19 protein-coding genes are annotated in these 26,329 nt (G+C 41.8%); 11 read left to right on the top strand and 8 right to left on the bottom strand.

Annotated elements, in window-relative coordinates; translation table 11 throughout:
- The 4 genes from PN499_RS24930 to PN499_RS24915 form a co-directional block, all read right to left on the bottom strand.
- Window positions 1-900: glycosyltransferase family 2 protein (locus tag PN499_RS24930; protein ID WP_272035604.1), on the bottom strand; the 900-nt coding region annotated here is incomplete at its 3' end.
- 216 nt (window positions 901-1,116) lie between these two features.
- Window positions 1,117-3,372 (bottom strand): hypothetical protein, encoded by a 2,256-nt coding sequence (locus PN499_RS24925; protein ID WP_272035601.1) that lies wholly within the window; start codon window positions 3,370-3,372, stop codon window positions 1,117-1,119.
- 18 nt (window positions 3,373-3,390) lie between these two features.
- Entirely contained in the window at window positions 3,391-4,569 is a 1,179-nt protein-coding gene (locus PN499_RS24920; RefSeq protein ID WP_272035600.1) for an acyltransferase family protein, read from the bottom strand.
- 126 nt (window positions 4,570-4,695) lie between these two features.
- Window positions 4,696-6,840, bottom strand: a complete 2,145-nt coding sequence (locus PN499_RS24915; protein WP_272035598.1) for a polyribonucleotide nucleotidyltransferase — start codon at window positions 6,838-6,840, stop codon at window positions 4,696-4,698.
- 319 nt (window positions 6,841-7,159) lie between these two features.
- On the opposite strand from PN499_RS24915, the gene PN499_RS24910 reads away from it, so the two are divergent.
- The gene (locus PN499_RS24910; protein WP_272035596.1) at window positions 7,160-10,465 is read left to right on the top strand and encodes a DEAD/DEAH box helicase; all 3,306 of its coding nucleotides are present in this window, start codon (window positions 7,160-7,162) and stop codon (window positions 10,463-10,465) included.
- 80 nt (window positions 10,466-10,545) lie between these two features.
- The gene (locus PN499_RS24905) at window positions 10,546-11,391 is read left to right on the top strand and encodes an SWIM zinc finger family protein (protein ID WP_272035594.1); all 846 of its coding nucleotides are present in this window, start codon (window positions 10,546-10,548) and stop codon (window positions 11,389-11,391) included.
- Between the two features lie 7 nt (window positions 11,392-11,398).
- Here PN499_RS24905 and PN499_RS24900 read toward each other — a convergent pair whose 3' ends face one another.
- Window positions 11,399-12,031, bottom strand: coding sequence for an HAD-IA family hydrolase (locus tag PN499_RS24900; protein ID WP_272035592.1), 633 nt, complete (start codon window positions 12,029-12,031; stop codon window positions 11,399-11,401).
- Window positions 12,032-12,220: 189 nt separating this feature from the next.
- Window positions 12,221-13,174 (bottom strand): tRNA epoxyqueuosine(34) reductase QueG, encoded by a 954-nt coding sequence (gene queG / locus PN499_RS24895; RefSeq protein WP_272035590.1) that lies wholly within the window; start codon window positions 13,172-13,174, stop codon window positions 12,221-12,223.
- Window positions 13,175-13,445: 271 nt separating this feature from the next.
- Between queG and PN499_RS24890 the strand changes: the two genes are divergently transcribed.
- From PN499_RS24890 to PN499_RS24875, 4 genes are all read left to right on the top strand, one after another.
- Window positions 13,446-14,405, top strand: a complete 960-nt coding sequence (locus tag PN499_RS24890; RefSeq protein ID WP_272035589.1) for an orange carotenoid protein N-terminal domain-containing protein — start codon at window positions 13,446-13,448, stop codon at window positions 14,403-14,405.
- A 378-nt stretch (window positions 14,406-14,783) separates the two neighbouring features.
- A complete protein-coding gene (locus PN499_RS24885; protein WP_272035587.1) occupies window positions 14,784-15,203 on the top strand; it encodes a nuclear transport factor 2 family protein in 420 nt (139 codons plus the stop codon).
- A 30-nt stretch (window positions 15,204-15,233) separates the two neighbouring features.
- Complete coding sequence (locus tag PN499_RS24880; protein WP_272035585.1) at window positions 15,234-17,012, top strand: mechanosensitive ion channel family protein; 1,779 nt, start codon at window positions 15,234-15,236, stop codon at window positions 17,010-17,012.
- Entirely contained in the window at window positions 16,969-17,139 is a 171-nt protein-coding gene (locus tag PN499_RS24875) for a hypothetical protein (protein WP_272035606.1), read from the top strand. The genes PN499_RS24880 and PN499_RS24875 overlap by 44 nt, the downstream gene beginning before the upstream one ends.
- Window positions 17,140-17,767: 628 nt before the next feature.
- On the opposite strand, the gene PN499_RS24870 is transcribed toward PN499_RS24875, so the two are convergent.
- Window positions 17,768-18,316 carry an NYN domain-containing protein gene (locus PN499_RS24870; RefSeq protein WP_272035583.1) on the bottom strand — a complete coding sequence of 183 codons (549 nt, stop codon included), beginning with the start codon at window positions 18,314-18,316 and terminating at the stop codon, window positions 17,768-17,770.
- A 518-nt stretch (window positions 18,317-18,834) separates the two neighbouring features.
- Between PN499_RS24870 and PN499_RS24865 the strand changes: the two genes are divergently transcribed.
- Window positions 18,835-19,221, top strand: coding sequence for a hypothetical protein (locus PN499_RS24865; RefSeq protein ID WP_272035581.1), 387 nt, complete (start codon window positions 18,835-18,837; stop codon window positions 19,219-19,221).
- A 299-nt stretch (window positions 19,222-19,520) separates the two neighbouring features.
- Here the strand turns inward: PN499_RS24865 and PN499_RS24860 are convergent, their stop codons facing one another.
- Entirely contained in the window at window positions 19,521-20,792 is a 1,272-nt protein-coding gene (locus tag PN499_RS24860; RefSeq protein ID WP_272035579.1) for an ATP-grasp domain-containing protein, read from the bottom strand.
- Between the two features lie 470 nt (window positions 20,793-21,262).
- Between PN499_RS24860 and PN499_RS24855 the strand changes: the two genes are divergently transcribed.
- The 4 genes from PN499_RS24855 (at window position 21,263) to PN499_RS24840 (ending at window position 26,113) form a co-directional block, all read left to right on the top strand.
- Window positions 21,263-22,579: a valine--pyruvate transaminase gene (locus tag PN499_RS24855; protein ID WP_272035578.1), complete on the top strand. Its 1,317-nt coding sequence runs from the start codon at window positions 21,263-21,265 to the stop codon at window positions 22,577-22,579.
- A gap of 132 nt (window positions 22,580-22,711) precedes the next feature.
- The gene (locus tag PN499_RS24850; RefSeq protein ID WP_272035576.1) at window positions 22,712-23,899 is read left to right on the top strand and encodes a DUF6745 domain-containing protein; all 1,188 of its coding nucleotides are present in this window, start codon (window positions 22,712-22,714) and stop codon (window positions 23,897-23,899) included.
- A 50-nt stretch (window positions 23,900-23,949) separates the two neighbouring features.
- Window positions 23,950-24,993 carry a DUF6745 domain-containing protein gene (locus PN499_RS24845; RefSeq protein WP_272035575.1) on the top strand — a complete coding sequence of 348 codons (1,044 nt, stop codon included), beginning with the start codon at window positions 23,950-23,952 and terminating at the stop codon, window positions 24,991-24,993.
- Between the two features lie 817 nt (window positions 24,994-25,810).
- Complete coding sequence (locus tag PN499_RS24840) at window positions 25,811-26,113, top strand: hypothetical protein (protein ID WP_272035574.1); 303 nt, start codon at window positions 25,811-25,813, stop codon at window positions 26,111-26,113.
- Window positions 26,114-26,329: the final 216 nt, after the last annotated feature.

Genomic DNA, 26,329 nt, shown 5'->3' with positions numbered 1-26,329 from the left:
TGCTCCCCTGCTCCTTCGCTCCCCATCTCCCTTCTCCCAAAACAATCCGGCTGCAATTCCCACTTGCGAAAGTATAAATAATCCTGCAATTAACAGCATTTTTATACCTGATGCCTGGGAAAAAGGATAAGTTAGCAACTTGAGATAAAATGATGGATGCTGCATTTGCCTACTACCACGTTCAGCGCTGATTTGCTGAAAACGGAAAGCACCGCGACCATAATTGAATTGCTGCCACCAAAATTTACACAGCGTCAGTTCATGAGCATGATAAACTACAACTTCAGGAGCGTAGATCATACTATAGCCTCGATCGAGCAAGCGATCGCAAAATTCCCGGTCTTCACCAGCAGCCAGAGGAAAAGTTGTATCAAACCCGCCTATATTGTAAAAATAAGCTGTTGGTACGGCAAAATTATTGGAAGCAAAAAATCGCGCTTGCTCAGGATTAGCATTATAATAACTATAAAGATAATCGATGAGTTGCTGACTAGCAGTAGAATAAAGATTATCGGGCAATGCGTTAACAGTTTTACCACCCACTAAACAATCGGGTATAGCCGTAACTCTAATATCTAAATTTTTCAGCCAATCAGCAGCCGGCATACAATCATCATCAGTAAATACTAAAAACTTACCTTTTGCCGCCATTGCACCCATATTTCGCGCTTTTGCTGGTCCTGAATTTGGTTGTGTTAGCAGTGATATATTCAGCCACTTTTCAAAGGGAATTACATAATTTTCTAGTGGCGTTTTACTACCATCATCGACAACAATTACCTCAAAATAATCGCGGGGATAATCAACCTTAACTAACGCCTGAAGACAAACACATAACCGATCGGGACGGTTATAAGTAGGAATAATTACAGAAAATAAAGGTTGTTCTTGATGGAGCATTATTTTATTTGTTAGCTGTTAGTTGTTAGTTGTTAATATTTAACAATCCGACCAAATCCGCCTCAAATACCCCCTTGATTCTTAGTTAAGTAACCCGCAATGAGTTACATAGCTTCTGGTAAGTAGCATTTTCCCGCTGGAAACCCTTAATTCTTAGTTAAGTAACCCCCAAGGAGTTACCGACCAGAGGACAGTGTTCTTTACAAAAATTAACAACTATTTACTTCTCAATCGATACAACACCGACTTCTGATTAACATTTTCACCCCAAACAGACTCCAAATACCCATCATCACTTGTTAACCAAGATACGGTTTTCTTCGTATTTTCATCAAGGGAAGTCAACGGCCCTAGTGCAACTATTTTAACTCCATTTTGCCGCAAATTATCAGCCCATTTAGTACCCTGGGCAGTTTTCTCTCTAAAAGGAATATATAAAACTTGCCGATTTAGGTTTTTTCCGTACAAAAGGTAACTGCGGTGACTTAAAAAGAATCCAATTTTTTCACCAGGAAGTGTATTTTTTTCAATATAATCATACATCCCTTGATAAATTTCAGTCCGATTCACCTCTCGGTTTTCTCGCCACACCCAAGTTGTACTAGCTATTAACACTATACAACTACAAATCACAATTGTCTGACTTAAACGCTGAAGGCGAGGCAATAGTGTTGTCAGAAATCCACCCTGAGATAATTGCCAAGTCAGGAGATAAATAAACAATAAATAAATTAAATAAATTCCTACATATCGACATATATCAATCAGGTTAGGCCCCAGTATGGTGATGACTGTCTTACTAGCTTCTATCGGAGAATATTTAAACTGGTCAATCAGTTTACTACCCCAAATTATACTATTTCCCGTAAAAGAGGCATTCTTGATAGCATCAAAAATCTCACTGCTAAAAATACCTACAATACTGCTAATTAAAACAGTCGATACAATTAATTTATCTCTAGTTCTGACTAAGGTGGCACTCACGGCTGCGGTGACAGCAATCGTGCTTAAAAAGGGAAATCCATATCTTAGATTAAATCCTAACAAAGGGCCTAGCTGACCAACTATTTCGCCTCCAGTACCAGAACTAAATGGTGTAATAAAATATAAAAAACCTGTGCCAAAAAGTAAAATAATTAAAGTAACCAATTTTTCATTTATGGGAGATAGGCGCTTCTTAAAGCTGGTAAAAACTAGCAATGCTAATATTTGGCATGACATGGCGATGAATGGCAACTGCAATCTAGCAATTATTTGGGAGACAAAAATTTGCCAATTAGATATTTTTGTGATGTCAAATTGATTCAATAAAGTGCTTTTCCAAATCTTCAAATACTCGGGTGGTTCTAAATTTTTCGGCGGTGGAGATACAGGCCGACTTGGCGAAAGTACAGTCAAATTAGGAATTGGATGATTGATGTGCAGAATGTTTCGCACATACCAAAATCCTCCTAAAAATAATAACAGGGCTATTCCTAAGAATAGTAGGGGTGATTTTAGCTGAAAATTAAATTGTGTATTTTTGGGTCTTAACCAGATTTTTCTAAGTTCTAATATTGCCAATCCCCCCAAAATAAAAGCCCCATAAATAATGGCGGTGATTTTAATCCCTGCAAACAGTCCCAAGGCAGCCAAAAATAGAGCAAAATCAGATATAATTCTGCGGCTATAATAAGACAAGCCAAAATATAGACTTACAGTAAATAATGCAGACAATGGTAAATCTATATGAATAGTATTAACCTGGTTAATCACCATCGGCACGGTCAACAATAAAGATGAAGCTGCCATGCTATTGAGGCGACTTGCACCAAAATAAATGCTCAAAAGATAGACGGAAATTCCCTGGATTATCCAAGCAATTAGCTGAGGAAAAGTTACTAGGAAATCTTCACCAAAAGGGAGGACGCATAGCAAGTTTAAAATGTGCCAATTATAAGGGTAAACTATGGCATCTTGGTGATCGAACATCCAATTTCCTGTTGGGTCTAATAAAGTTAAAGCACCTGTTTGGTACCAGCGAGAGATGGCGGGTAAGTGAAACCATAAAGAATCGTAGTTAGTGATTGGCTTTGTTGCTATTATCAACAAGAGCACAAGCGCCACAGCAGCAGCAGAACTAATAATTAGTAGTTCAATTCTATTCAGTGGTTGCTTGAGCTTCGGTAGCTTTTGAAGCACAACTGAAAAACTATATCTTCTGGCTATAATTAAACTAAAACCAATGATAAATATGAATATTTCCGAAAAAATGACCGTGTTAAGTGTTAACTTCTCAAAAGTGCCTAAAATCAAACCAAGACTGATTTCTATAATACTCGATACCGTTAATATTACCAGCCAAAAATGGGCAGAGGAAGAGTTATCCTTTTCTTTTTGATTGTGCAGTGCAAATGATAAAGATAAAGGTAGTGGCCCTACTAAAATAGTCAGAAATAAAATTAACTCCCACAGATGTTTTATTATTAACATAAACCCTCATGGATAAAACTAGATATTAGTAGATTTTATTGGATTGTAGGGAAAGTATCTCTTCAGATCGTTGATTGGCTTTTCAAAATATTTCCATGATATCATAGCTAAGCCAATGGTAATTATAGTTGAAATAACTCCTACAACTAACCAAGTATAACTATCATTCCAGAATTTGTATGGCAATATCTTATTTAATAATCTTGATACTAGATGAAGTATAAAATAGTGGATGACGTACACTCCATAACTAATTTTTCCTAAATAGATAATCAGCGGAAATTCCAAAAATTTACCGAACCTTCTTTTGAAACCGTTTGCGGCTCCAGCGACTAACCAAGTAAAGATTAATCCTAATGCTGTATCTCTAAAGATAAAATATATAAATTGATTGTCTTGAAAGCGTTTTAAAATTAAAACGAATATCAGGAGCGACAGGCCAATTATTAGATAGATTTTGCCTATATTGGAGAGTGATGAGTTGGGATTTTTATTTCTATTTGGGAAGTAAGGAAATGAACTCGATGTCTTTTCGCGATAATTTAAATAAGCCAATAGTGATCCGAATCCAAGAGTGTCTATAACTGCTGGTGTGGAGGATTTAATAACAACTAAATTAAAATCAAATATTAGCGCATACAACCTGAAGATCGGGCCAGCCAAAATCAATATTAATATGGCAGGTAAGAGCAATCTTTTCGGTAAGAAGATAACTAGCCAAGGCCAGAAGATGTAAAACTGCTCTTCTACTGCTAGAGACCAAAAATGGGCAATAAACAGAAACCAATTGTTATGAATGCCAAAATAAATATTTGAAAGATAAGCAAGATGCCAAACAATTGATTCTCGCAGGTGAGGAACATTGATTATAAAACCTACAGCTAAAGTCAGATAATAAAGGGGGAAAATTCGCAAAAAACGGCGGATGTAAAACTGGCGAAGGCTGATTAATGGCTTTTGCTTTTCAGATTCAATATCTTGTCTACACTTCAAAAGAATGCCAGTAATTAGAAAGCCACTTAAAACAAAAAATAGCCTAACTCCGTAAGCTCCCCAATCAATATTAAATAAATAATAAGCCTTGGGTGAATAATGACTATAAAGCACTGTAATGATAGCTATAGCCCGCAGCCCATCAAGCTGCTTCATGTATTGAAATAGTTCGCTATTATCTGAGATGATTGGATTTTCTGTCATACATTAAAATAGCGATAAAAAAAACCTTAGTTAATTTTGTAGGGTCAACGCTACCACAATCTATATTAACAACATGATTAATATTAGAATTAGCGCCCACCCTACAATCACCAATCAGTTATTTATTTATCGCTCGCGGGCGGCGGCGGCTTCATCTGGGTGAATGTTCAAGCGCGTTAAATTAATCCGGCCTTTGTTGTCAATCTCCCGCACTTTCACGATCACTTCATCGGCAACAGCTAACTCATCTTCGACTTTACCTACGCGGTAATCCGCTAATTGGGAAATATGAATCATTCCCTCTTTTCCAGGTAAAATCTCGACAAAAGCACCGATCGGAATAATCCTGGTGACGCGACCAACGTAGACATCTCCAGCATTTAGCTTGCGCGTCATGCCTTGGATAATATTGTAGGCGCGAGCGGCTCTTTCACTATCGTTACCTGCGATCGTTACAGTGCCGTCGTCGTCAATGTCAATTTTTACGCCAGTTTCTTCGGTGATGGCTTTAATGGTTTTGCCACCTGGGCCGATAACTAAACCGATGAATTCGGGTTCAATCTTCAGCGTCAGCAGGCGAGGCGCGAAGGGTGACATCGTTGTGCGCGGTTTGTCAATCGTAGAGAGCATTTTCTCTAAAATGTGCAGCCGCGCGGGTTTGGCTTTGTGGATGGCTTCTGCGATTACCTGTAAGGGTAAACCAGATATTTTCATGTCCATCTGTAAAGCTGTAATCCCGGTATCGGTACCCGCTACTTTAAAGTCCATGTCGCCTAAGAAGTCTTCGATTCCCTGAATGTCTGTGAGGATGCGGACTTCATCGCCTTCTTTAATTAATCCCATCGCCGCCCCGCTTACAGGTTGGATCAGGGGAACGCCTGCGTCCATTAATGCTAGCGTCGAGGCGCAAACGGAACCCATTGAGGTGGAACCGTTGGAGGAAAGGACTTCTGAAACTACCCGAATTACATAAGGGAAATCTGCTTGCGGAGGCAATACGGGGAGGATTGCCCGTTCTGCTAGGGCTCCGTGACCGATTTCCCGTCGTCCGGGCGATCGCATCGGTCTGGTTTCTCCGACAGAGTAAGGGGGGAAGTTATAGTGATGCAAATAGCGCTTTTCGTCTTGGGGGTGTAAGTCATCTCCCAAGTCTTGGGCATCTCCCGGAGTTCCGAGAGTGACAGCAGACATCACTTGAGTTAAGCCGCGATTAAACAGCGAACTCCCGTGAACTCGTGAGGGCAATACGCCGACGCGACAGGACACTGGGCGCACTTCGTCTAGCTTGCGGCCGTCCACGCGCACGCCGTCTTCGACGATTTGGCGGCGCATCAGCTTTTTGGTGACATCTTTGAACACATTAGCGATCGCTTTGCTATCAACACCCGCTGCTACGCGCACGGGATCGTCTTCGGCAAGTTCTGCGATCGCAGCTACCACCGCTGCTGCCTTCACCTCATCTAAGGCGGTATCGCGAGCTTTTTTATCTAACTCAAATTGAGATAGAATTTGTTTGATCGGAGCTTCGGCGCGATCGCGGATAAAATTCTCCAGCGTCGGGTCTGTTTCCGGCCTCTCCTCCCGTATCAACTCAATCCCCAACTCTGCCATGATTTCCCGCTGAGCCTGAATCAAATCAGACGCAGCCTCGTAACCAAAATCAATGGCCTCAATAATATCCCGCTCTGGTAACTGGTTAGCTCCCGCTTCCACCATGATCACCCCGTCGGGGGAGCCTGCTACCACCAGATCCAATTCACCCGTCTTAATCTCCTTATAGGTTGGGTTGATAATAAAATCATCACCCACCAAACCCACTCGCACTGCCGCCATCGGACCGTAAAACGGCATCTTTGCCAGCAGCACCGCCACTGAAGCCCCCGTCACCGCCAGCACATCCGGCGGCACTTCCTCATCCATCGAAAGCGTCGTAGCGACAACCTGAATATCGTCCCGCAACCAGCTAGGAAACAGCGGCCGCAGCGGACGGTCAATTAAACGACCCGTGAGAGTTACTTTTTCTGGCGGACGGCCTTCCCGCCGCAAGAAACCACCCGGAATTTTACCACCGGCATATAATCTCTCTTCGTAATCCACCAGCAGCGGCAAGAAATCAATCCCTTCTCTACCCTGTGCGCGGGTAGCAGTGACTAAAACCGAGGTGTCTCCTGACTGGATCAAAACAGCACCTCCTGCCTGCGGTGCTAGTAAGCCAATTTTCAGCCTAATATCCCGTCCATCAAAGGATATTGACCTGTCTATATCTACCATGTAGTCGTCTTTCCTTATCTACCACAGTTCTTTCTCTGTGGCAATCGTAACATTAGAACAGCTAGAGTGCGAGAGGGAATTAAAAATTAAAAATTAAAAATTAAAAATTAATACCGTAACGCCGCAGGAAATTAAAAGTTAAAAATTAAAAATTAAAAATTAAAAGTTAATGCCGTAACACCGCTCTCTGGGCGGCGCTACGCGATCGGTGCGTAAGTCCTAAGATGATATTATGAGCTTACTACTTACAATAATTGAATCAATAGCACTAAATATAGATAGCTCTTCCAAATAATCGGAGAGTATAAGGATAAAATAAATGGCAATTTTACACGGTACTTGGCTACTAGAGCGCGGCGGTTATTTATTTATTTGGGGAGAAACTTGGCGGAGAATTACCGCAAGCTCTACCCCTGAAACCAGCGAATATCTGCACAATCCATATACAATGGGAGAAGCAGAATTAAATAATTTCTTAATATCGTTACAGCAGTCAAAAAAACTTAATTGGCTCTTACCAGAAATCGACGAAAAGCAACAAAAAAATAACCCGGAAACCCAAAAGCAAAAAAAAGGTAAGTCGAAGACATCCCAGAAAATTAAAGACCCAGAAATTACCACCTCAAAATTATCAAATCGGTGGGAAAATCGCGCGATCGCACTCCCCACCCAGATATTAGCATCCACTGAAAATCTCATCCCCCTGCATTCCGCAACCACATCTTTAGAAAATACAGAAACAGAATCGCAGTACCTTTACCCCTGGCAAATAGAAGGATTCTATCTTCACCCCCTAGAAGCATTTACCTTCTTACAAGCACTCCCCCTCGGTGCAGATGCAGAATCTTTTGTCGGCTCAGACTTACGTTTTTGGTCGCACGTCAGTAGGTGGAGTTTAGATTTACTAGCTAGAGGTAAATTCTTACCAGCATTAGAAAGCTTAAACGGTTCTAAAATAGCAATTTGGCAGCCCTTACTCGACAGCGAAACAGATCGAATTCGCCTTGCAACTTTTGCCAAACAAATGCCAACTGCTTGCCGTACTTATCAAAAGGCAGAAGGCAGAAGCGACAACCAAGAAGAAATTAACCAATTACCAATTACCCATTCCCCATTACCAAAATCAATAGATTTGCCACCAACGCCTGAAGAATTGCTAAAGGAATTTTTGAGCAGAATCATTGATACTCAAGTGCGAATAGTCGGCAATCAAAATTTAGAAATTGGAGCGAATAACCCTGTCCGTGAGTGGCTAAAAGCTTTAAAACAAGAGTCCAATATTGTAGAATTAGAACCAGATAACTTAGAACGTTTAGAAAATGCGATCGCCGCTTGGAAATCCCCACTTTTAGCCCTCGCAGAACAAAATCAATTTCGCACTGGTTTTCACCTAATTCCACCCTCATCAGGCAAAAGAGACTGGACTTTAAATTACTGTCTGCAAGCAGCAGATGATCCAGAATTTTTAGTAGATGCAACAACTATCTGGAATCACCCAGTAGAGCGTTTAAATTATCGAGGAAGGACATTAGAATTTCCCCAAGAAAACCTCCTCAGTGGCTTGGGTTTAGCCTCGAAACTTTATCCCTTAATCGAGCCCACCTTGCAACAGCAAAGCCCTCAGTATTGTCACCTTAACCCGCTGCAAGCTTACGAATTTATCAAGTCATTTGCGTGGCGATTTACTGACACTGGATTAGGTGTAATTTTGCCGCCGAGTTTAACGAATAGGGAAGGATGGGCAAGTCGTTTAGGACTAAGTATTCAAGCAGAAACTGCCATATCTCCTTTAAAAAAAGAGGATAATCGGATCGGTTTGCAAAGCCTACTAAATTTCAAATGGAAATTAACAATCGGCGGACAACAAGTTTCCAAAGCAGAATTTGACAGACTAATCGCTCTTAATTCGCCTTTAGTAGAAATAAACGGCGAGTGGGTAGAATTACGAACTCCCGATGTCAAAGCTGCTCAAGCTTTTTTTGCCAGTCGCAAAGATCAAATGACACTTTCTTTAGAAGATGCTTTGCGTTTAGCTTCCGGCGACACTCAGACAATAGAAAAACTACCAGTAGTTAACTTTGAAGCCACAGGTCAACTTCAGGAATTACTTAATACTCTCAGTAACAATGAATCAGTAAATGCCATCAATCCTAAGAGTTTTCAGGGAGAATTGCGGCCATATCAAGCACGAGGAGTCGGCTGGTTATCTTTCTTAGAAAAATGGGGATTGGGGGCTTGTTTAGCGGACGATATGGGGATGGGAAAAACCGCAGAACTCATCGCTTTTCTGCTGCACCTGCAAGAACAAGAATTACTAGAAAGTCCAACCTTACTGGTTTGCCCGACATCAGTATTAGGTAACTGGGAGCGCGAAGTCAAGAAATTCGGCCCCAGCCTGAAAGTTTTACAACATTACGGCAACAAACGACCTAAAGGTAAAGCCTTTGCTACTGCAATTAAAGGCAAGGATTTGATAATTACCAGCTATCCGCTAGTTTACCGAGATGCGAAAGAACTTCAGAGCATTAAATGGCAAGGTGTAGTCTTAGATGAAGCTCAAAACATTAAGAACTCAGAGGCAAAACAATCGCAAGCAGTGCGACAGATAGAAGCTTCATTTAAAATTGCTCTAACGGGTACACCAGTAGAGAATAGACTGCAAGAATTGTGGTCAATCTTAGAGTTTCTTAATCCTGGTTATTTAGGCCAGCGTAATTTCTTCCAGAGACGATTTGCAATACCGATTGAGAAATATGGGGATAAAGACTCTTTACAGACTTTACGCTCCCTCGTTCAACCTTTTATTTTGCGTCGCCTTAAAACGGACAAAACCATTATCCAAGACTTGCCAGAAAAACAAGAAATGACAGTATTTTGTCCTCTGTCGCTTGACCAAGCTAATATTTATCAAAAAGTTGTTGAAGAGTCATTAGCAGCCATTGAATCTGCTGACGGCATCCAGCGGCGAGGAATGATACTTGCCTTGCTAGTTAAGCTCAAGCAAATCTGTAACTATCCAATCTTATCGAAGGAAGAAGGGAAGAGTAAAAAATTAGAAATTAACTCTCAAGAATCAGGAAAGTTACAGCGACTTGATGAGATGTTAGAAGAGGTTTTATCAGCAGAAGACCGTGCCTTAATCTTTACCCAATTTGCCGAATGGGGACATCTACTCAAAGCCCATTTAGAGAAACAGTTTGGTCGAGAAATATTATTCCTATATGGTGGCACTCGCCAACAGCAACGAGAAGAAATGATCGACCGTTTCCAGCATGACCCTCAAGGGCCACCGATTATGATTTTATCCTTAAAAGCGGGCGGTACTGGTCTGAACTTAACGCGAGCTACCCACGTTTTCCACTATGACAGATGGTGGAACCCAGCAGTAGAAAATCAGGCAACAGACCGCGTTTTTCGTATCGGTCAAACGCGCAATGTGCAAGTACATAAATTTGTTTGCACAGGTACTTTAGAAGAGAAAATTCATGACATGATAGAAAGTAAAAAAGCTCTAGCAGAGCAAGTAGTTGGCGGTGGCGAAAATTGGCTCACAGAACTTGATACAGACCAATTACGTAATTTACTAATACTAGACCGCAATGCTATCCTTGAGGAAGAAGAATAACCTGTGCTTTAAGATGTGGTAGTCAAATCTGATCTACTAAACTTCAATTTAAAACCTAAAATCCTAAAATATAAATACTTATGAGCGACAAACAATGGTGGACAGAACAATGGCTTGATTTGATCAATTCCTATCGTTTTAAAAAGCGCTTAGAACGAGGCTGGAAGTATGCAAGAGAGGGTAACGTCCTCAGCATCGAGTTTCAAGGTCAAAAGGTAATTGCCCAAGTTAGAGGCACAGAACCAGAACCATATCAAATTTCTCTTTGGCTAGATACTTTCAGCGATGAAGATTGGGGTTATGTGACTGAAAATATGGCTCAAAGAGCAGTTTTTTCTGCTAAACTATTAGCAGGAGAAATGCCCCAAAATATTGAAGATGTCTTTGCCGTTGCTGGTAAGAGACTATTTCCCTTTAACTTGTCTGATGTTCATTCCCAATGTAGTTGTCCCGATAAAGCTAATCCTTGTAAACACATTAGTGCAGTTTACTACTTGTTAGGAGAACGATTCAGCGAAGACCCCTTTGTACTTTTTCAACTCCGAGGACGAACCAAAGAACAAATTTTGACAAAACTGCGACAACTGCGAGGAAAAGGAGAGGAAAGCATTGCTAAAGTTGAATCAGAGGAAAATTCCCCGATTACTAATTACCAATTACCACTTACCAATTACCAATTACCAAAAGTTTACCAATTTTGGGAATATAACCAAAAGCTAGAATCATCTCTAGTAGTAATAGTACCGCCGCCAACCAGTGAAACAGTTTTAGATATTTTAGGGCCTCTAACTCTAGCAACTGATGGAGATAAAAGTAACAAATCAGCTTCTTCAATAGATGCAGCTATGGAGTATTTGCGTAAAGTTTACCAGGATGTTAGTCAGCAAGCAGTGTTAACAGCATTGAACCGAGGCGAAACAGATTAATCCCCGCTCACCAGTTTTTTATAACTTCAATTAATTGATGGGGATGTTCGATCAAAAAATCAGGTTTATGTTCTGCCAAAGCTGCTTTTGCATTGAATCCCCAACTCACAGCAATTATTTTAATTTTAGCTTTTTTAGCCGCCTCTATATCCCTCGTTTCATCTCCTACATAAACAACCTCTTCTGACTTCGCAGCAGCTTGCTTTAGCCAATTGTTAATTACTTTGTGTTTGCCAAATAGTGTCGTTCCAGTGTAAATAAAATCAAATATTTCTTCCAACCCGTTTCTCTCCATCAATGCTAAAACATTTTCTTTAGAGTTAGAAGTAATAATCCCCAGTTGATTGCCTTGATTTTTTAACTCTAGTAGAGCTTCTTTAATTCCGGGAAATAATCTAATTTCTTGAATTTCATTTCTCAACTCTTTTCTTACTCTTCTCACTAGAAATGGCAGTTTAAACATAGAAATCCCTGAATGCTTAATAATTTCCCAAGAATTTAAGTTTCTAATTTCTGCGAGTTCGTCTTTGGTAGCGGGTTTATAACCAAATTCCACAGATAAGCGGTTAGTAATAATCACAATCGCATTTAAGGTATCAGCCAAAGTACCGTCAAAATCAAAAATAATTACTTTAGTCATTGTTAATTGTTAGTAGTTATTGGTTAGTTGTTAGTTGTTAGTTGTTGACTTATAGTTGTTGGCTTGTAGGGTGGGCGCTCGCCAGAAAGCGATGTTTCTCATAGCAGTAGGTGGTTGTCGGCGAACACCCACCTTACCTTTAATTAGCAATTAGCCATTAGCCATTAGCCATTAGCAACTAACTAATTGCTAATCATTTAATTCACTTTTATTCCTTTCCTGGTTCAACCTAGCATTTCGCCGCCACATCTCTGGCTTAATCCGCCGTAAAGCCGAAGCAGTAAACCTCCGATTCCATTCATCATCTGATATTTCTGCTAATTCTGTAAGAGTCGGCGCTATATTTTCAGGATAAGGCTGAAACTCCACCATATCCGTTTCTTTAGCAAAACGTTGATTCCAAGGGCAAACATCTTGACAAATATCACAACCTGCAACCCAATTCTGTAAATGAGAAGTAATGGCATCAGGCAACTTCTCATCTCGATTCTCAATCGTATGATAAGCAATACACCGATTAGCATCCACCACAAAAGACTGAGTAATTGCCCCAGTAGGACAAGCATCGATACAGCGAGTACAAGTGCCACAATGTTCGGCGTGAGGAGTATCAGGCATTAACTCCAAATTTGTTAATACTTCCCCCAAAAATATCCAAGAACCATACTCCCGCGAAATTACATTGCCATTCTTAGCAATCCACCCAATACCGGCCCGACTGGCCCAAACTTTATCTTGTACTGGCCCAGTATCTGCATAATATCGCGCTTCAATTCCCTCACCTTGCGATCGCAGCCAGTTAGTTAACACCTTCAGCTTTTTGTGCATCACCTTGTGGTAATCCCGCCCCCAACCATAGCGAGAAATTTTCGCATATTCTGGCCCTTCTGGGCGCTGGTGAGGAGTGTAGTAATTGAGGGCAATACATATTAATGACTCTACCTCTGGCATCACTAGACGAATATCCTGGCGCTTTGGATTAGCCATCCATGCCATATCTGCTTGATATCCAGCCTTCAACCACCCCTGCAACCTCTCTACCTCTGAATAAGGGGCATCATCTGCCTGCGCTATCCCTACCTTGTGGAATCCCAATTCTAAAGCTTTCTGCTTAATCTGAGTGCTGGTAATTGGGGATTTCATTGGATGCCTCTCAAGGTTTCAGAAATCTTTCCCAGTTATGGCTTTAGTTTTTTCTGGGACGATCTCTTGATATTTTAGCGCTTATATGATAGGGGCGATTATTAAGATGAGATAAATAACGCAAACTTATAATCTTAATTTTAAAACCACTAAATTTGCAAAGTATGTTGACAAAATGTAATAAATCGTTACATAGTGTAAACAAGGAGAAGAGATTCACGAAGCCCAGATACTGGATTCGCAACTTAACAACAAAAATCTCTATTTACATATGCCGTTTACTATTGAGACCGCTCAGGGTATTTTCTCTAACACTCAGGTTGCCAGTGCTGTCCCAGACACGATCGCCAAGTTTGCCCAGCTCAGCGCTGAAGATCAACTAGCATTACTCTGGTTTGCCTACACCGAAATGGGGATCACCATTACTCCGGCTGCCCCAGGAGCCGCCAGCATGGTCATCGCTGATGGTTTGCTAGCCCAAATTAAGCAGATGCCTCCTTTGACCCAAACGCAGGTCATGTGCGATCTGGCTAACCGTGCTGACACTCCTCTTAGCCGTTCCTATGCTTCCTTCAGCATGAACATTAAGCTAGGCTTCTGGTATCAGTTAGGAGAATGGATGGCCCAGGGACTCGTAGCTCCGATCCCATCGGGTTACAAGATTTCTTCAAATGCCTCAGCAGTTCTGCAAACAATTCGACAACTCGATGGCGGTCAGCAAATCACTGTGCTGCGTAATGCTGTAGTAAACATGGGCTTCGATCCGAATGCTCCTGGCAGTTATACCAAAGTTGCAGACCCCGTTGTTCCCCCAACCGATATGGCGCAGCGGACTCATGTCACGATCGAGGGAGTTACAAACCCGACTGTGCTGGGCTACATTAACAGCATGAACGCCTTTGACTTTGAGGCTGCTGTGAATTTATTTGCTCCCAAGGGTGCTCTGCAACCACCTTTCCAGAAGCCAATCGTCGGTCAAGAAGCCATTTTGGCCTATATGCGCGAAGAATGTGTTGGCTTAAAAATGATGCCAGAGCGCGGCGTATCTGAGGTTGTCGATGGTTACACGCAGATTAAAGTGACAGGAAAAGTTCAAACTCCTTGGTTTGGCGCGAGTGTTGGTATGAACATTGCTTGGCGGTTTTTAATAGATCCTCAAGGCAAGATTTTCTTTGTGGCGATCGACTTGCTGGCCTCTCCTCAAGAGTTACTTAACTTGATGGCTAAGTAGAGGAAAAGGCTAAGGACTTTCTCTGAGTTATAGAGTTTAAGTCTCCACTTTTAGCATATTTTAAACCACCTGGTTTCTTCTATGAAACCAGGTTTTTTATCGGCACTTAGGCAGGTCTACAGACAACCTGATCAAGAGAAAATCTTGGGCATTGTAACTGCTAATCTATAGGACTTACGCAGGGAGTCCCAGAAACCGGGTTTTTGAGAGCATCTGTGGGTGAGGGCGAAGTATTTTCGTCAAAAAACTGCTGGTTGAGCGAAAGTCGAAACCCGGTTTCTTTGGTTAGGTGCGTAAGTCCTGTAATCTACCTAGAGAGGGTGGTAGTGAATACGTAAATCTTGTACAACTCAAATAACCAAATTCTCGATAATTTTCATGACTCAAACAATTTTGATAGCTGATAGTGATACAACTAATCCCCTAGATCCCGTGGTGCATAGCTATTTTGAAACTTTGAACTGTGGCGACTTTGAGGGTACAGCTAATTTGTTTGCTACGGACGGTGTGCTCTATGCTCCGTTTGAAGATCCGATTGTGGGCAGAGATGCGATCGCACTCTACCTCGAAGCCGAAGCTAAAGGGATGCAACTAGAACCACAACAGGCTGTTATCGAAACTTTAGAAGATGGGAATCGGGAAATTCACGTAAGCGGTAAGGTACAAACTCCGCTATTTGGAGTTAAGGTTGGTTGGCGGTTGATACTAAATTCGGAAGTTGAAATTGTGGCTGTTACTGTTAAACTTTTGGCTTCGACCCAAGAATTGTTAAAGCTGCGCTCTTCAACTAAATTTTAGAGTGGCTTGCAGTAATTTGTATTTGAACTTATGCTCAAGGCAAAAAGTGATGGAAATGGCTGTACTAGCAGGGTGAAAGCGATCGAGAAGAAAAACCGCAGTAAATTCAGGCTTTTCTCAGGAAGGTGCATCGCTGGGGTAATTCTCGCCCTTGCCTGCATTTTCCTGGCTTTTCCAGCATTAGCACAAGTTAGCACCAAATTTGACTTAGCGCCAGTAATTTTAGATGGGAGGCCAATTTTTCAAGTTAGCAGCTCAGGACAGTTTACAGCTAAGGAACGGGCGAATTTAATTAATTCGCAACTAAAAGATGCTGTTTCATCTTCTGAACCTGTACAGGTAAAGGTAGAAGAACGCAATCTATTACCAACGATATTATTAGTTTCTGTCTCGAATAAAGATTTAAAAGCAAATTCTTCTCCTCCAGATATATCTGGTAGATACTTGTTGACGGTGACACAACTAGATGCACCAGCAGGTAGCAGTCCCGGGGAACAGGCGGGAACTTGGGCGGCGCAAATTCAGCAAGCGGTGAATGAAGCTCAACAACAACGTAGCGGTAAGTATATTCGAGATGCGATGGTGAATGCGATCGCGATTTTGATGGGTGCGATCGCACTTCACATTGTTTTAGGTTGGTTTTGGCCGCGTACCCTGCGCCGGGGGTTACGAATGTTCTTTCCAGAGCCCAATCCATCTCAGCCAAATCCGCCGCGCAGTTTCGATTTATTGCTCAATCTCACCCTCGCTAGTACGCGATTCGGTTTATGGGTAGCTACGCTGCTTTACATTACTAATCTATTTCCAGTGACGCGGAGATGGAGTTATCAAATCGCGAATATTCTGATTGCTAGCTTCATTTCTAAGATTTTTACTGTCGGTCAAAAGGCTTACTCTGTCACTGATTTATTGATTCTGTGCGGTTTTCTGTGGGGGTTGATAGTTGTTACCCAGACAGCTACTACTGTTTTGCGATCGCGCATTTTGGAAGTAGCAGGAATCAATCGCGGGGCCCAGGAAGCGATCGCGATTACTACCAAATATAGTTTAATCGCAGTCGGCACTATTGTCTTGTTACAAATTTGGGGACTAGATTTAAGTTCCTTAACTATTTTAGCTAGTGTTCTCGGTGTCGGGATTGGGTTTGGTTTGCAAGATATTGCCAAAAATTTTGGCAGCGGACTTGTGATAATTTTGGAACGTCCAATTCAAATCGGCGATTTTGTAGAAGTTGGGGAATATAAAGGCATAGTAGAAAGAATTGGCGGTCGCAGTACAGTGATTAGAAACTTGGATAGAGTTTCAATTATTGTCCCCAATTCCCGCTTTTTGGAAAAGGAGTTAATTAACTGGAATCATGACAATCCCGTTTCGGGAGTACGACTGCCAATTGGAGTATCTTATAATTCTGATGTTAATGCAGTAAAAACCGCTTTATTGGAAGCGGGAACTGGTCATCCTGACGTGCTTTCAGTTCCACCTCCCCAAGTTTTGTTTAAGGGATTTGGTGATAGCGCCCTAAATTTTGAATTGCGAGTTTGGACGGCGCAGCCGAGTAAGCAATTCTTAATTCAAAGCGATTTGTATTACCGCATAGAGGCAAATTTGCGGCAGCATAAGATTGAGATTCCTTTCCCGCAGCGGGATTTGAATATTCGCACGGGTAATCTGCAAGTTGAAATATCATCGCAGTTGGAAGCGATGCTGTTGCAGTTATTGCAAAATCAGGTAAATGGGCATAAGGTTGAGTTAGATGGGGCGAATAATGGCACTGGGGAAACGCCGATTTCGCAGGATAGTCAAGATTAAGAAGAAGGAAGAAGCAAGAAGGAAGAAGGAAGAAGAAAGAAGGAAGAAGGAAGAAAAATTTAGTTATCTAGGAGAGAAGGAAGAAGGAAGAAATTTAGCAAAAAAGCCGGAAGTTAGAAATTTCTAACTTCCGGCTTTTTTTAACTCCCCGGGTAGGATTTGAACCTACGACCAATCGGTTACACTTATCCCAACGTTTCCGTAAGGCGTGGACTATTTCATCATCCCCGTTCCGGGATGTCGGGCGCTGTGAGATTTATTGGATAGGCTCCTCATCTCTAGTCTCTGCACCTTTCTGGCTACCTGTGGAAACCACTGCCTTTCGCCAGACTTGGCTCAAGATTACCGCCACCCGAAGTGCTGCGGCTTCCTTGAATTCACCCGATTTTTCAGTATCCGTTACCGGATAAAGCTGCTATGTCATCTCAGCTTTTGGATTTCTCCGTTGCTGGTGTTCATTACAGCCGACCGCTCTGCCACTGAGCTACCGAGGATCGCAGCCTTTTTACTAGCCACATTTACTAATAGTAGCGATAAAAATTGGATTTGGCAAGGCCTTTTACAAACTTTTTTTTACTGCCCCTAAAACTGAGTTTATCCCTAAGCTCCCCCCATTTAAACATAACCAGCTTTCTACCTATAGCTTTTGCTCAGCAAGGATTTCAACCATTTTTAATTTCAATTTTCAATGAGTGCTAGAAGATTTAAAATAATTTTTAATTTTTAATTTTTAATTTTTAATTTTTAATTTTTAATTAATCCAGTCCCATTCTTAATTGGGCCAGGCGCTTTTGGGATTCAGCATTGAGAGAACTCGCAAGAAAACGGCTAGAGGAGTGTTTGCGGGGGTTATGCCTACCTTCGCGCTGGCGACAGGTAGATTCGACATCGCGGGCGAGTTGCAGGGCGGACATCCATTCGGCACCATAGCCGACGACTGTCAATTGCTGAGCTCTGTCTGAGGTAGCTACTATTAGCCGCCGCTTAAGCGATCGCAACTCGTAGCGGAGGACTGCACAGGATTTTTCAATATAAGTATCTGCTGTCTGACCAAATTCAGTGTAGTAGACTGATAAATTTTTAGTAATAATTTCTTTAACGCAGGGAGTGTCTTGATAGTAAGCGTCGAATACCAATCTTGCGTCTAAACCCAGAAAAGCGCTGTAGTTAACTAATTCCTCGATCAAATGCCGCCTTGCCGTCTCCAAACCATCGCGATCGCGCTTGTCACTAAGGCGCGGCCAAAGTCCAATCATGTTATAGCCGTCTACAAGTAAGACGGCTTGGGATAAAGAGGCTGACATGGTTGTTCAGGGCTCAAAGGCTCCAGCATATACGGGGCATTACATTTTGACACATTAATAATTATAGCACACTTTGTTGCATTTTATTACAATTTTTGTCAAATTGCCAGTTTAGCACTCAGAAACCGCTCCCTGTAGAGGCGATCGCAGATTCTATTCCCTTCTTCCCCTTCTTTCCTGCCATCGTAGCCCCTAACCTCTGTCATAAGAAGTAATTTATGGTTTCCAGCTATACAATAGCCTGTGAAAAAACAATCTTTTTCATCACCAAGCTATGACTTCTGTTAGAGGAAGAATCATGTTTGCTGCCGTTATTGTTATATTTGAACTCAAAAAAGCTAATGGCTTAAAAATAGGTTGGTTTTTTACACATATCGTCGCCAATCTATCGCTCTATTCATCAGGCTAGTTACAGGTTAAAGCTAAGTTCGGCTGAAAATACAGTAGCTAAGTTTGGATAGAGCTAAGGATATGCCAAAAGTTCAAAAAATTCAAGAATTAACTCGTGGAGTATAGTCATGACAAATTTGGTTTCTAGTGCAATCGCTGGCATCAGTTCTCTACTTAATGTATTTCAGGTAAAGCGGTTTTTTGCTGTTGCCCTAGTCGGTTTTATACTGCTGACAACAAATGTTGATTATGGACGCAATCACATAGCCTCAAACAATGAAGGTCGCGACAAATTACATGAGATTGACTCCGTAAGACCTAAAACCACAAATGAGTGGTTTAAAGAAGCTCGCGAAACAGAAGATGCTCCTGGGGAACGGTTGAAAAATATTGCCGAAGAGTCAGGACAAGCCTTAAAAGAATTCGGTTCCATCTACCCAGATACTGCTAAGAGGAGCGCTAGCGCTTTAAAGGACGATGATACAACACCAGCTAGCAGAAATTTCTCTAAGTAAGTTCGACGTTAATTGGTTTGAGAGATTGCATGGGAGCGAATACCCGTAGCTCCGATTTGCAATAGCAGAGTGACTTCTTAATGCTTGTTTAAATCTTTAAATCTGCACTGCTGATACGCAGTGCAGATTTAGTTAATTGGTGTAATTTATGACCCTGAAATAAGCATTTGCAAGCAATTTTGCTCAGAGATTGCTAATCCCATTTCTAGAAATTATTGAGACAATCTGCATCGTTGAGTTAACTTCAGAAGATTGACTTCCTGCTTTCTACCTCCTGCCTTCTGCCTCCTGTCTCCTGCCTATTGTAACTGCAATCCCTTATGCTTTAAGTTGTTTTCTATCTGCTCCATATCCTTACTCGTCTCTCCAGTAACTATCCCGTAAATTTCGGTGTAAATTTTTCCGTATTTGACCTTTTCTAGAGCTGACAAAATGATAAAATCCTTGCGATCGAGTTCGGGTTTTAAGGTGACTAGAATCGAGTCTAATGCCCCATCCATGCGGTAGTCGCTAGAATATTTAGCTACCTCTTTTCCTAGTCCTAGTAGAGTATGGCGCTGCAAGCAGAGGGGTGTCGAGCCATTAACTCGGAAATTAGCATCGATCGCATATAATTGTCCGTATTTATCTTCCAGCACGTCGAAGCCGATCGCTCCGAAATAACCGTGTTGATGAGCGTATCCACCCACAGCAGCAATCATATCAAAAAATCTGCTCATATCGGTCTGGCGGTAGTGAATTACTCCTCCTAAATAGTTGCCTTCTGGGGTGACAAGTTGACCCGTAGTGCCGATCAGTGTTATTTCTCCCGCCTTGTTAACATAGAACTGTACGCAATAGTTTTCCACAGTATTCTTGACGAACTCGGAGACAATAATGGTATCCAGTAACTTAATATCGAGATATTTCCTGATTTCGTTCAAGCAGTAGTTTAGATCGCTGGCGCTTTTGATGATATAAGTGCCTTCTCCTGAAAGTCCGTGCGAAGTTTTGATCAAGTATGGAAATTTCTGTGGTAACTTAATGTCGCTAAGACTAACTTCGAGCAGATTGTAGCTCTCGTATTTTGGGCATTGTACCCCCAGTTGTGCTAGCGTTGCTTTGCTGAGCAAGTGGTAGTGGCTATCTGGATTAAGGGCGTGTTTTTCAGGTTTAAGATTATCAAAAGGAAATAGAGTAATAAGTTTGTCAAAATGCGAACTCTGGCTGAGATCGTCGAGATAAGTGGAGCAGTCTATCATCTCTATATTCGAGTAGCTAAAGCCGAAATGATCTTGCCAGTAGTCAATTAGCGAATTGGGCGGTTGAGTGATGACAACCCCTGGAATCCCATCGCCTAGCACAGCTAGATTTTTCCAAGGTTCTTTTTGGCAAATCTTGTCGAAGGAAGTTTTGGTAGCCTCACTACTACCATCTTGAATAAAGTATTTTTTCCTATTAGGGTAAGCTGCCCAACTAGCAGTAGCTGGATAATTTAGAAGGAAGGCATAACGTGCATCTCTGATGTCTTGACCAAAGAGATCGGAAAATGAATTCCCCTGAAAATACTGAAAATCTGATGTTGAGTTCATAGAAAACTACCTCAATGGAGCAACAGCAAAAGAAAGCTGCACAATAAGAAGTTAATCCCATGCTCCAATGATGATGTTAAGTTCAGGTTTGGTTCATCTGTCTATGAGGGGAAACAGACTATCTGCGATCGCAGCTATGGAAAGTAATTTTATTCCCAGCGCCAGTAATAATTTATCCAAAAGGCTTACTAGCAGCTAAACCAAACCCAACAACGCGCCATCAATCGAGTTGTTTTTGGCGGGGTTCGATCGCGATCGTAGTTGCTTTACTTTGAGGGTAGCTTTTGCCCTTTGGTGAGTTTGTCTTCGATGCTTGACCCTCCCAGACAAAGCTTTCTACCGCTTAAATTATCAAAGCCTACCCCTGAAAGGATCTCAAAAGCCGCTTTTTGAGGTAGGCGGCGGATCTCTTCTGCATAAGTCTAAGATAAATTAAAGTATTAACCTCTATTTCATTCCCAGCATTACCTATGAACCCTGCCCTCACTAAATTTGGTGCTCAGATGTCCAACCTCACGGGCGTTAGAGCGATTATGAAAGACATTATTGAAACCCTTAGAGCAGGCCAAGGGCAGGAGTTTATCAATTTAAGCGCGGGAAATCCGGTAATTTTGCCGGAAGTTGAGCAATTATGGCGGGATTGCACGGCGGATCTGCTGGCTAGTTCCGAATACGGCGAGGTGGTTTGTCGCTACGGTTCCAGCCAAGGCTATCAGCCGTTTATCGATGCTGTGCTTGAGGATTTTAACGATCGCTACGGCTTAAGATTGAGCGATCGCAACATCTTAATCACTCCCGGTAGCCAATCGATCTATTTCTACGCCGCCAACGCCTTTGGTGGCTACACTGCACCCCCCCCAACCTCCCCTTACCAAGGGGGGGCTAGGGAGGGTGAACTCAAACACATCGTTTTACCCCTGAGCCCCGATTACACTGGTTATGGTGGCGTTAGCTTAGTGCCAGAGGCAGTTGTCGCTTACAAGCCGACTTTGGATATTGACGCAAAGGCTCACCGCTTCAAATACCGCCCGGATTTCAGTCAATTAGTAATTGATGAAACTACTGGCTGCGTGATATTTTCCCGCCCCTGCAACCCCACTGGCAACGTACTTACTGACGATGAAGTTGATAAAATTGCGGCAATGGCTGCTCCCTACAATGTGCCGGTGTTGATTGATTCTGCCTATGGCCCTCCTTTCCCGGCATTGAATTTTACGGAGATGAAGCCGATTTTTGGGGGGAATATCATACACTGTATGAGTTTGTCTAAGGCGGGTTTGCCTGGAGAGCGGATTGGGATTGCGATCGGTGAGGAAAGGATGATTCAGGTATTAGAATGTTTCCAGACTAATATGTGCATTCATTCACCGAGGTATGGACAGGCGATCGCATCTCGCGCGATCGCATCTGGAGCTCTGGCTAATATTGCTGAGAATGTAATTCGCCCGCACTATCAGAAGAAGTTTAAGATTTTAGAAACCACCCTCGACAAATTCATGCCTAAAGATTTGCCTTGGTTCTTACATCGCGGCGAAGGGGCAATTTTTGCATGGTTGTGGTTGAAGGATTTACCGATTACTGATTGGGAATTTTATCAGCAGTTGAAACAAGTCGGCGTGATTGTGGTTCCTGGTAGTTCTTTCTTCCCCGGTTTGCGGGAAGATTGGCGGCATAAACAGGAGTGTTTGCGGATTAGTTTGACGGCTACTGATGCAGAGATTGAAGTTGGAATGCAGCGGTTAGCTAAGATTGCTGAACAGGTTTATCAGTTGTCGGCTGTTAAGTAATAGTAAGGTGGCGCTGTTTGTGAACTATATTTCTCGCAGGAATATAGATTATGGCAGCGCCCACCCTACAAGTATAATTTTGTCGATGATTTGTAACTGCAAATTAACGCCGATGAAGATGAAGTTTTAAGTATGTTTGTAAGATGTATAAGTAAGTGGGTACACCTGTTTTTTTATCGGGTTTTTCCCGGATTAGCTAAATTTATTGCCGATAAATTTATCGAAGAACTTACTACACAAGAAATTGCCCTTATACCAATTATTAGAGATGGGTGGATACCAATTTATTTAGATACAACGCCGATAGATAAACAAAAGGCAGAAGCAGCGATTTGCCTTGCTTACGAGTGCGCCGAAGTCGAGCCACCTCAACAAATATTGTGGTTCGATAATCCCCTAGATGCGACCAATTATGTAATTTCTACTTATACTGTGAGGGATGATGACGGGGGTTATGCTTTCAAGGGTGATGACGGGAGTTATGCTCTCAAGGATCATTTCGATTGTGGGTATGGTGTCAGGGATAGTGTTTGGGAAGCTGTCTGGGGTGCTGTCACGGACGCTGTTGGAGATTCTATCCTGGATGATGTTAGCTCAGATGTTAGGGAACCTGCCTGGGATTTTGTGATAGGTGCTGTCGAGGATATTGGTTTCTATCCTGCTGGAAATGCTGTCTGGAATGCTATCAGGGAGTTTAAGAGGGCTAAAGGTAGGGAGTCTATCATGGATGATGAATGGGTTGCCTTTTTTGGCTACTTTGATGTCATAGGTATTGACTGTTCAAAGGTAAAGGGTTTGTTAGCAACTGCCAAACACTGCGGCTGGTGGGGGGCATTTAAGGTGGCATTTAAGGATGTAGCTGTTGCCATTCCCAAACCTTCAGTAATTCGCTTAGACGATCGCGGTAGATTGCACGGTGAAGGAGTGCCAGCAGTTGTTTATAAAGGATTCAATGTCTACGCCTATCATGGGGTAAGATTACCTGAAAAGTATGGGTCAATTCACCCCGAAAAATGGCAATCTCAATGGTTATTAGAAGAAGATAATGCAGAACTAAAACGAGTTTTAATTCAAGGAATTGGTTACGATCGCATCTGTCAAGAGTTACGAGCTATAGAATTAGATAGCTGGCAAGAATATACTCTGTTAAGAATTGATTCAAATATTGATGTAGAGCCGATTTATCTGTTAAAGATGACTTGTCCGAGTACGGGATACATTCACGCTTTGCGAGTGCCGCCTGATAGGGCAACAGCACGAGATGCAATTACCTGGGTAAATTGGGGAATTGCACCAGAAGAATTTGCGGTACAAACTTAAGTCAAATAAGTCTATATTTTTATCTGGCTTTTACCAAATTAACTAAAGTTATGGCTGCTAAATATATTGAAGAACTTACTCCAGAACAACTTGCACTCATACCAATTATTCGAGATGAGTGGATAAAAATTTGTTTAGATACAACGCCGATAGATAAACAAAAGGCAGAAGCTGCGATTTGTCTTGCTTACGAATGCGCCGAATTGGAGCCGCCTAAAGAAATATTGTGGTTCGATAATCCCCTAGATGCGATAAATTATATAGCTTCTACTTGTGCTGTAGCGGATAATGTCAGGGATAATGTCACGGCTGATATCTGGAATGATATTATCATCCATGTCAATATTGATGTCGGATCTCCTGTCAATATTGCTGTCAAGAATATTGTCAAACCTGATATCAGGAATGCTGTCTGGCGTGTTGTCTCGGATACTGTCTGGGATGCTCTCGAAGCTGATATCAAGAATGCTGACTGCAATACAGCCTGGTATGCAATCTGGAATGCTGTCATGCCTATGGAATCACTAGCCTTTTATTCCTACTTTGATGCCATTGGCATTGACTGTTCAAAGGCAAAGGGTTTGCGGGAAACTGCCAAACATTGTGGCTGGTGGTGGCCATTTAATGATGTAGCTGTCGCTATTCCCAAACCCTCGGTAATTCGCTTAGACAAGCAAGGTAGATTGCACGGTGAAGGAGTGCCAGCGATTGCTTATCAAGGATTCAATGTTTACGCCTATCATGGGGTAAGATTACCTGAAAAATATGGGTCTATTCACCCGGAAAAATGGCAATCTCAATGGTTGTTAGAAGGGGAGAATCCCGAAGTCATAAGAGTTCTAATTCAGAGAATTGGTTACGATCGCATCTGTCAAGAATTACAAGCAATAGAATTAGATAGCTGGCAAAAATACACTCTGTTAAGAATTGATTCAAATATTGATATTGAGCCGATTTATCTGTTAAAGATGACTTGTCCGAGTACGGGATACATTCACGCTTTGCGAGTGCCACCTGATATGGCAACAGCACGAGATGCAATTACCTGGGTAAATTGGGGAATTGCGCCAGAAGAATTTGCGATACAAACTTAAGTTAAATAAGTCGATCGATAAAACTGGAAATTTAAAGTTAAAAAGACATCATTATTCTACCAATTGCCAAGCTCAGCAATCTGGCAGATTTGTAAAGAAATATAACATAATTCGCAATTTCGCATAAAAACTGGGAGAGGAAACAGATAAAAAGATAGAACATCAGAAATCACAGGCAAGCGATGGAAAAGAACAAGATTATTTTACCTTTGAGAAATATTGACTCTCAAAAAGAGCGAGCTCTGTTGTACTGCATAACCTCTCAAACTTGAGAGGCATAGACAGTCAGAAAGAGCGATCGCAACATTTTTGCATATTTCCTAAATCCCCTAAAGACCAAGGCTTGTAAATTTTAACCTTTCAACTTCCACGCTATAGATCGACAAGTTTTGAACTCAGTTAGTCTCCACAGGTGGAGGTGAATAAACAAAAGTTGGCTGTATATAGATTCAGAGCAGTCTCAGCCGCACCAGTCAACTGCTGGCAGGCTCGGAGATTTAAAAAATGAAAATAAACATTCTTTCATCTATCAAAAGGTATACTTATGGAGTGAGGTTAAGGACAAAATTGCGAAATAAGGTGCCTGCTAACGAGAGAATGGGATTTTCAGGCGTTGAGATGTAACGAAAGATAACGGCTTAGCTGTGCAGTTCGACAAGCTTACTGTCCGCATCAACCGAACGGAAGAATGCTTATACAGCCAGCTTTTTACACATTCTTATCTTACGTTTAATTTAATTAAATCGATTTACTTAGAACAACCCACCTTTTTAGTTGATTTTCAGTTAACTGCATCAAAACTTCAGGGAAATTAACAATGAAAGAAGAAATAGAAGCCGATTACATTAAAGCAGAAAGAGCTTATATGCAAGGGGAATATGCACAAGCAGTGGCAATTATTGACCTGTTAGCAGAAAAATTTCCTGATTGCCCCTCGGTGCATTTATTCCGGGGTTATATCTACGGCTATGGGCTAGAGGAGTATGAAATTGCTACGCAAGAGTACGAGTTAGTTTTGACTTTAGCACCTCACGATCAAGATTTTGTAAATAATGCCCTCCGGGGAACAGTTTACAACGAAACATTGTTGAAGGTCAGACAAAATCAAAGAGGAAGATAGCGTTTGTTAGTTGGTAATTGGTAATTGGTAATTGGTAATTGGTAATTGGTAATTGGTAATTGGTAATGGCTAATTGCTAATTGCTAATGGCTAATGGCTAATGGCTAATCGCTAATCGCTAATCGCTAATTACTAATCCCTCCTACTTACCTTCCCCCTCTTCCCCATCTTCCCCATCTTCCCTATCTTCCCTATTTTCCCCATCCTCCCCCTCTC

The organism is Kamptonema animale CS-326, assembly GCF_028330895.1.
Classification (GTDB): Bacteria; Cyanobacteriota; Cyanobacteriia; order Cyanobacteriales; family Microcoleaceae; genus Kamptonema; species Kamptonema formosum.
This window is presented reverse-complemented; position numbering and strand designations above follow the sequence as displayed.

Excerpts from the sequence above, each read along its gene's own strand:
- PN499_RS24900 (WP_272035592.1), bottom strand. The coding sequence starts at position 12,031 with ATGACTAAAGTAATTATTTTTGATTTTGACGGTACTTTGGCTGATACC.
- PN499_RS24910 (WP_272035596.1), top strand. The coding sequence starts at position 7,160 with ATGGCAATTTTACACGGTACTTGGCTACTAGAGCGCGGCGGTTATTTA.
- PN499_RS24905 (WP_272035594.1), top strand. The coding sequence starts at position 10,546 with ATGAGCGACAAACAATGGTGGACAGAACAATGGCTTGATTTGATCAAT.
- PN499_RS24865 (WP_272035581.1), top strand. The coding sequence starts at position 18,835 with ATGACAAATTTGGTTTCTAGTGCAATCGCTGGCATCAGTTCTCTACTT.
- PN499_RS24925 (WP_272035601.1), bottom strand. The coding sequence starts at position 3,372 with ATGTTAATAATAAAACATCTGTGGGAGTTAATTTTATTTCTGACTATT.
- PN499_RS24845 (WP_272035575.1), top strand. The coding sequence starts at position 23,950 with ATGGCTGCTAAATATATTGAAGAACTTACTCCAGAACAACTTGCACTC.
- PN499_RS24875 (WP_272035606.1), top strand. The coding sequence starts at position 16,969 with ATGGCACTGGGGAAACGCCGATTTCGCAGGATAGTCAAGATTAAGAAG.
- PN499_RS24920 (WP_272035600.1), bottom strand. The coding sequence starts at position 4,569 with ATGACAGAAAATCCAATCATCTCAGATAATAGCGAACTATTTCAATAC.
- PN499_RS24850 (WP_272035576.1), top strand. The coding sequence starts at position 22,712 with ATGTTTGTAAGATGTATAAGTAAGTGGGTACACCTGTTTTTTTATCGG.
- PN499_RS24840 (WP_272035574.1), top strand. The coding sequence starts at position 25,811 with ATGAAAGAAGAAATAGAAGCCGATTACATTAAAGCAGAAAGAGCTTAT.
- PN499_RS24855 (WP_272035578.1), top strand. The coding sequence starts at position 21,263 with ATGAACCCTGCCCTCACTAAATTTGGTGCTCAGATGTCCAACCTCACG.
- queG (WP_272035590.1), bottom strand. The coding sequence starts at position 13,174 with ATGAAATCCCCAATTACCAGCACTCAGATTAAGCAGAAAGCTTTAGAA.
- PN499_RS24870 (WP_272035583.1), bottom strand. The coding sequence starts at position 18,316 with ATGTCAGCCTCTTTATCCCAAGCCGTCTTACTTGTAGACGGCTATAAC.
- PN499_RS24860 (WP_272035579.1), bottom strand. The coding sequence starts at position 20,792 with ATGAACTCAACATCAGATTTTCAGTATTTTCAGGGGAATTCATTTTCC.
- PN499_RS24915 (WP_272035598.1), bottom strand. The coding sequence starts at position 6,840 with ATGGTAGATATAGACAGGTCAATATCCTTTGATGGACGGGATATTAGG.
- PN499_RS24880 (WP_272035585.1), top strand. The coding sequence starts at position 15,234 with ATGCTCAAGGCAAAAAGTGATGGAAATGGCTGTACTAGCAGGGTGAAA.
- PN499_RS24885 (WP_272035587.1), top strand. The coding sequence starts at position 14,784 with ATGACTCAAACAATTTTGATAGCTGATAGTGATACAACTAATCCCCTA.
- PN499_RS24890 (WP_272035589.1), top strand. The coding sequence starts at position 13,446 with ATGCCGTTTACTATTGAGACCGCTCAGGGTATTTTCTCTAACACTCAG.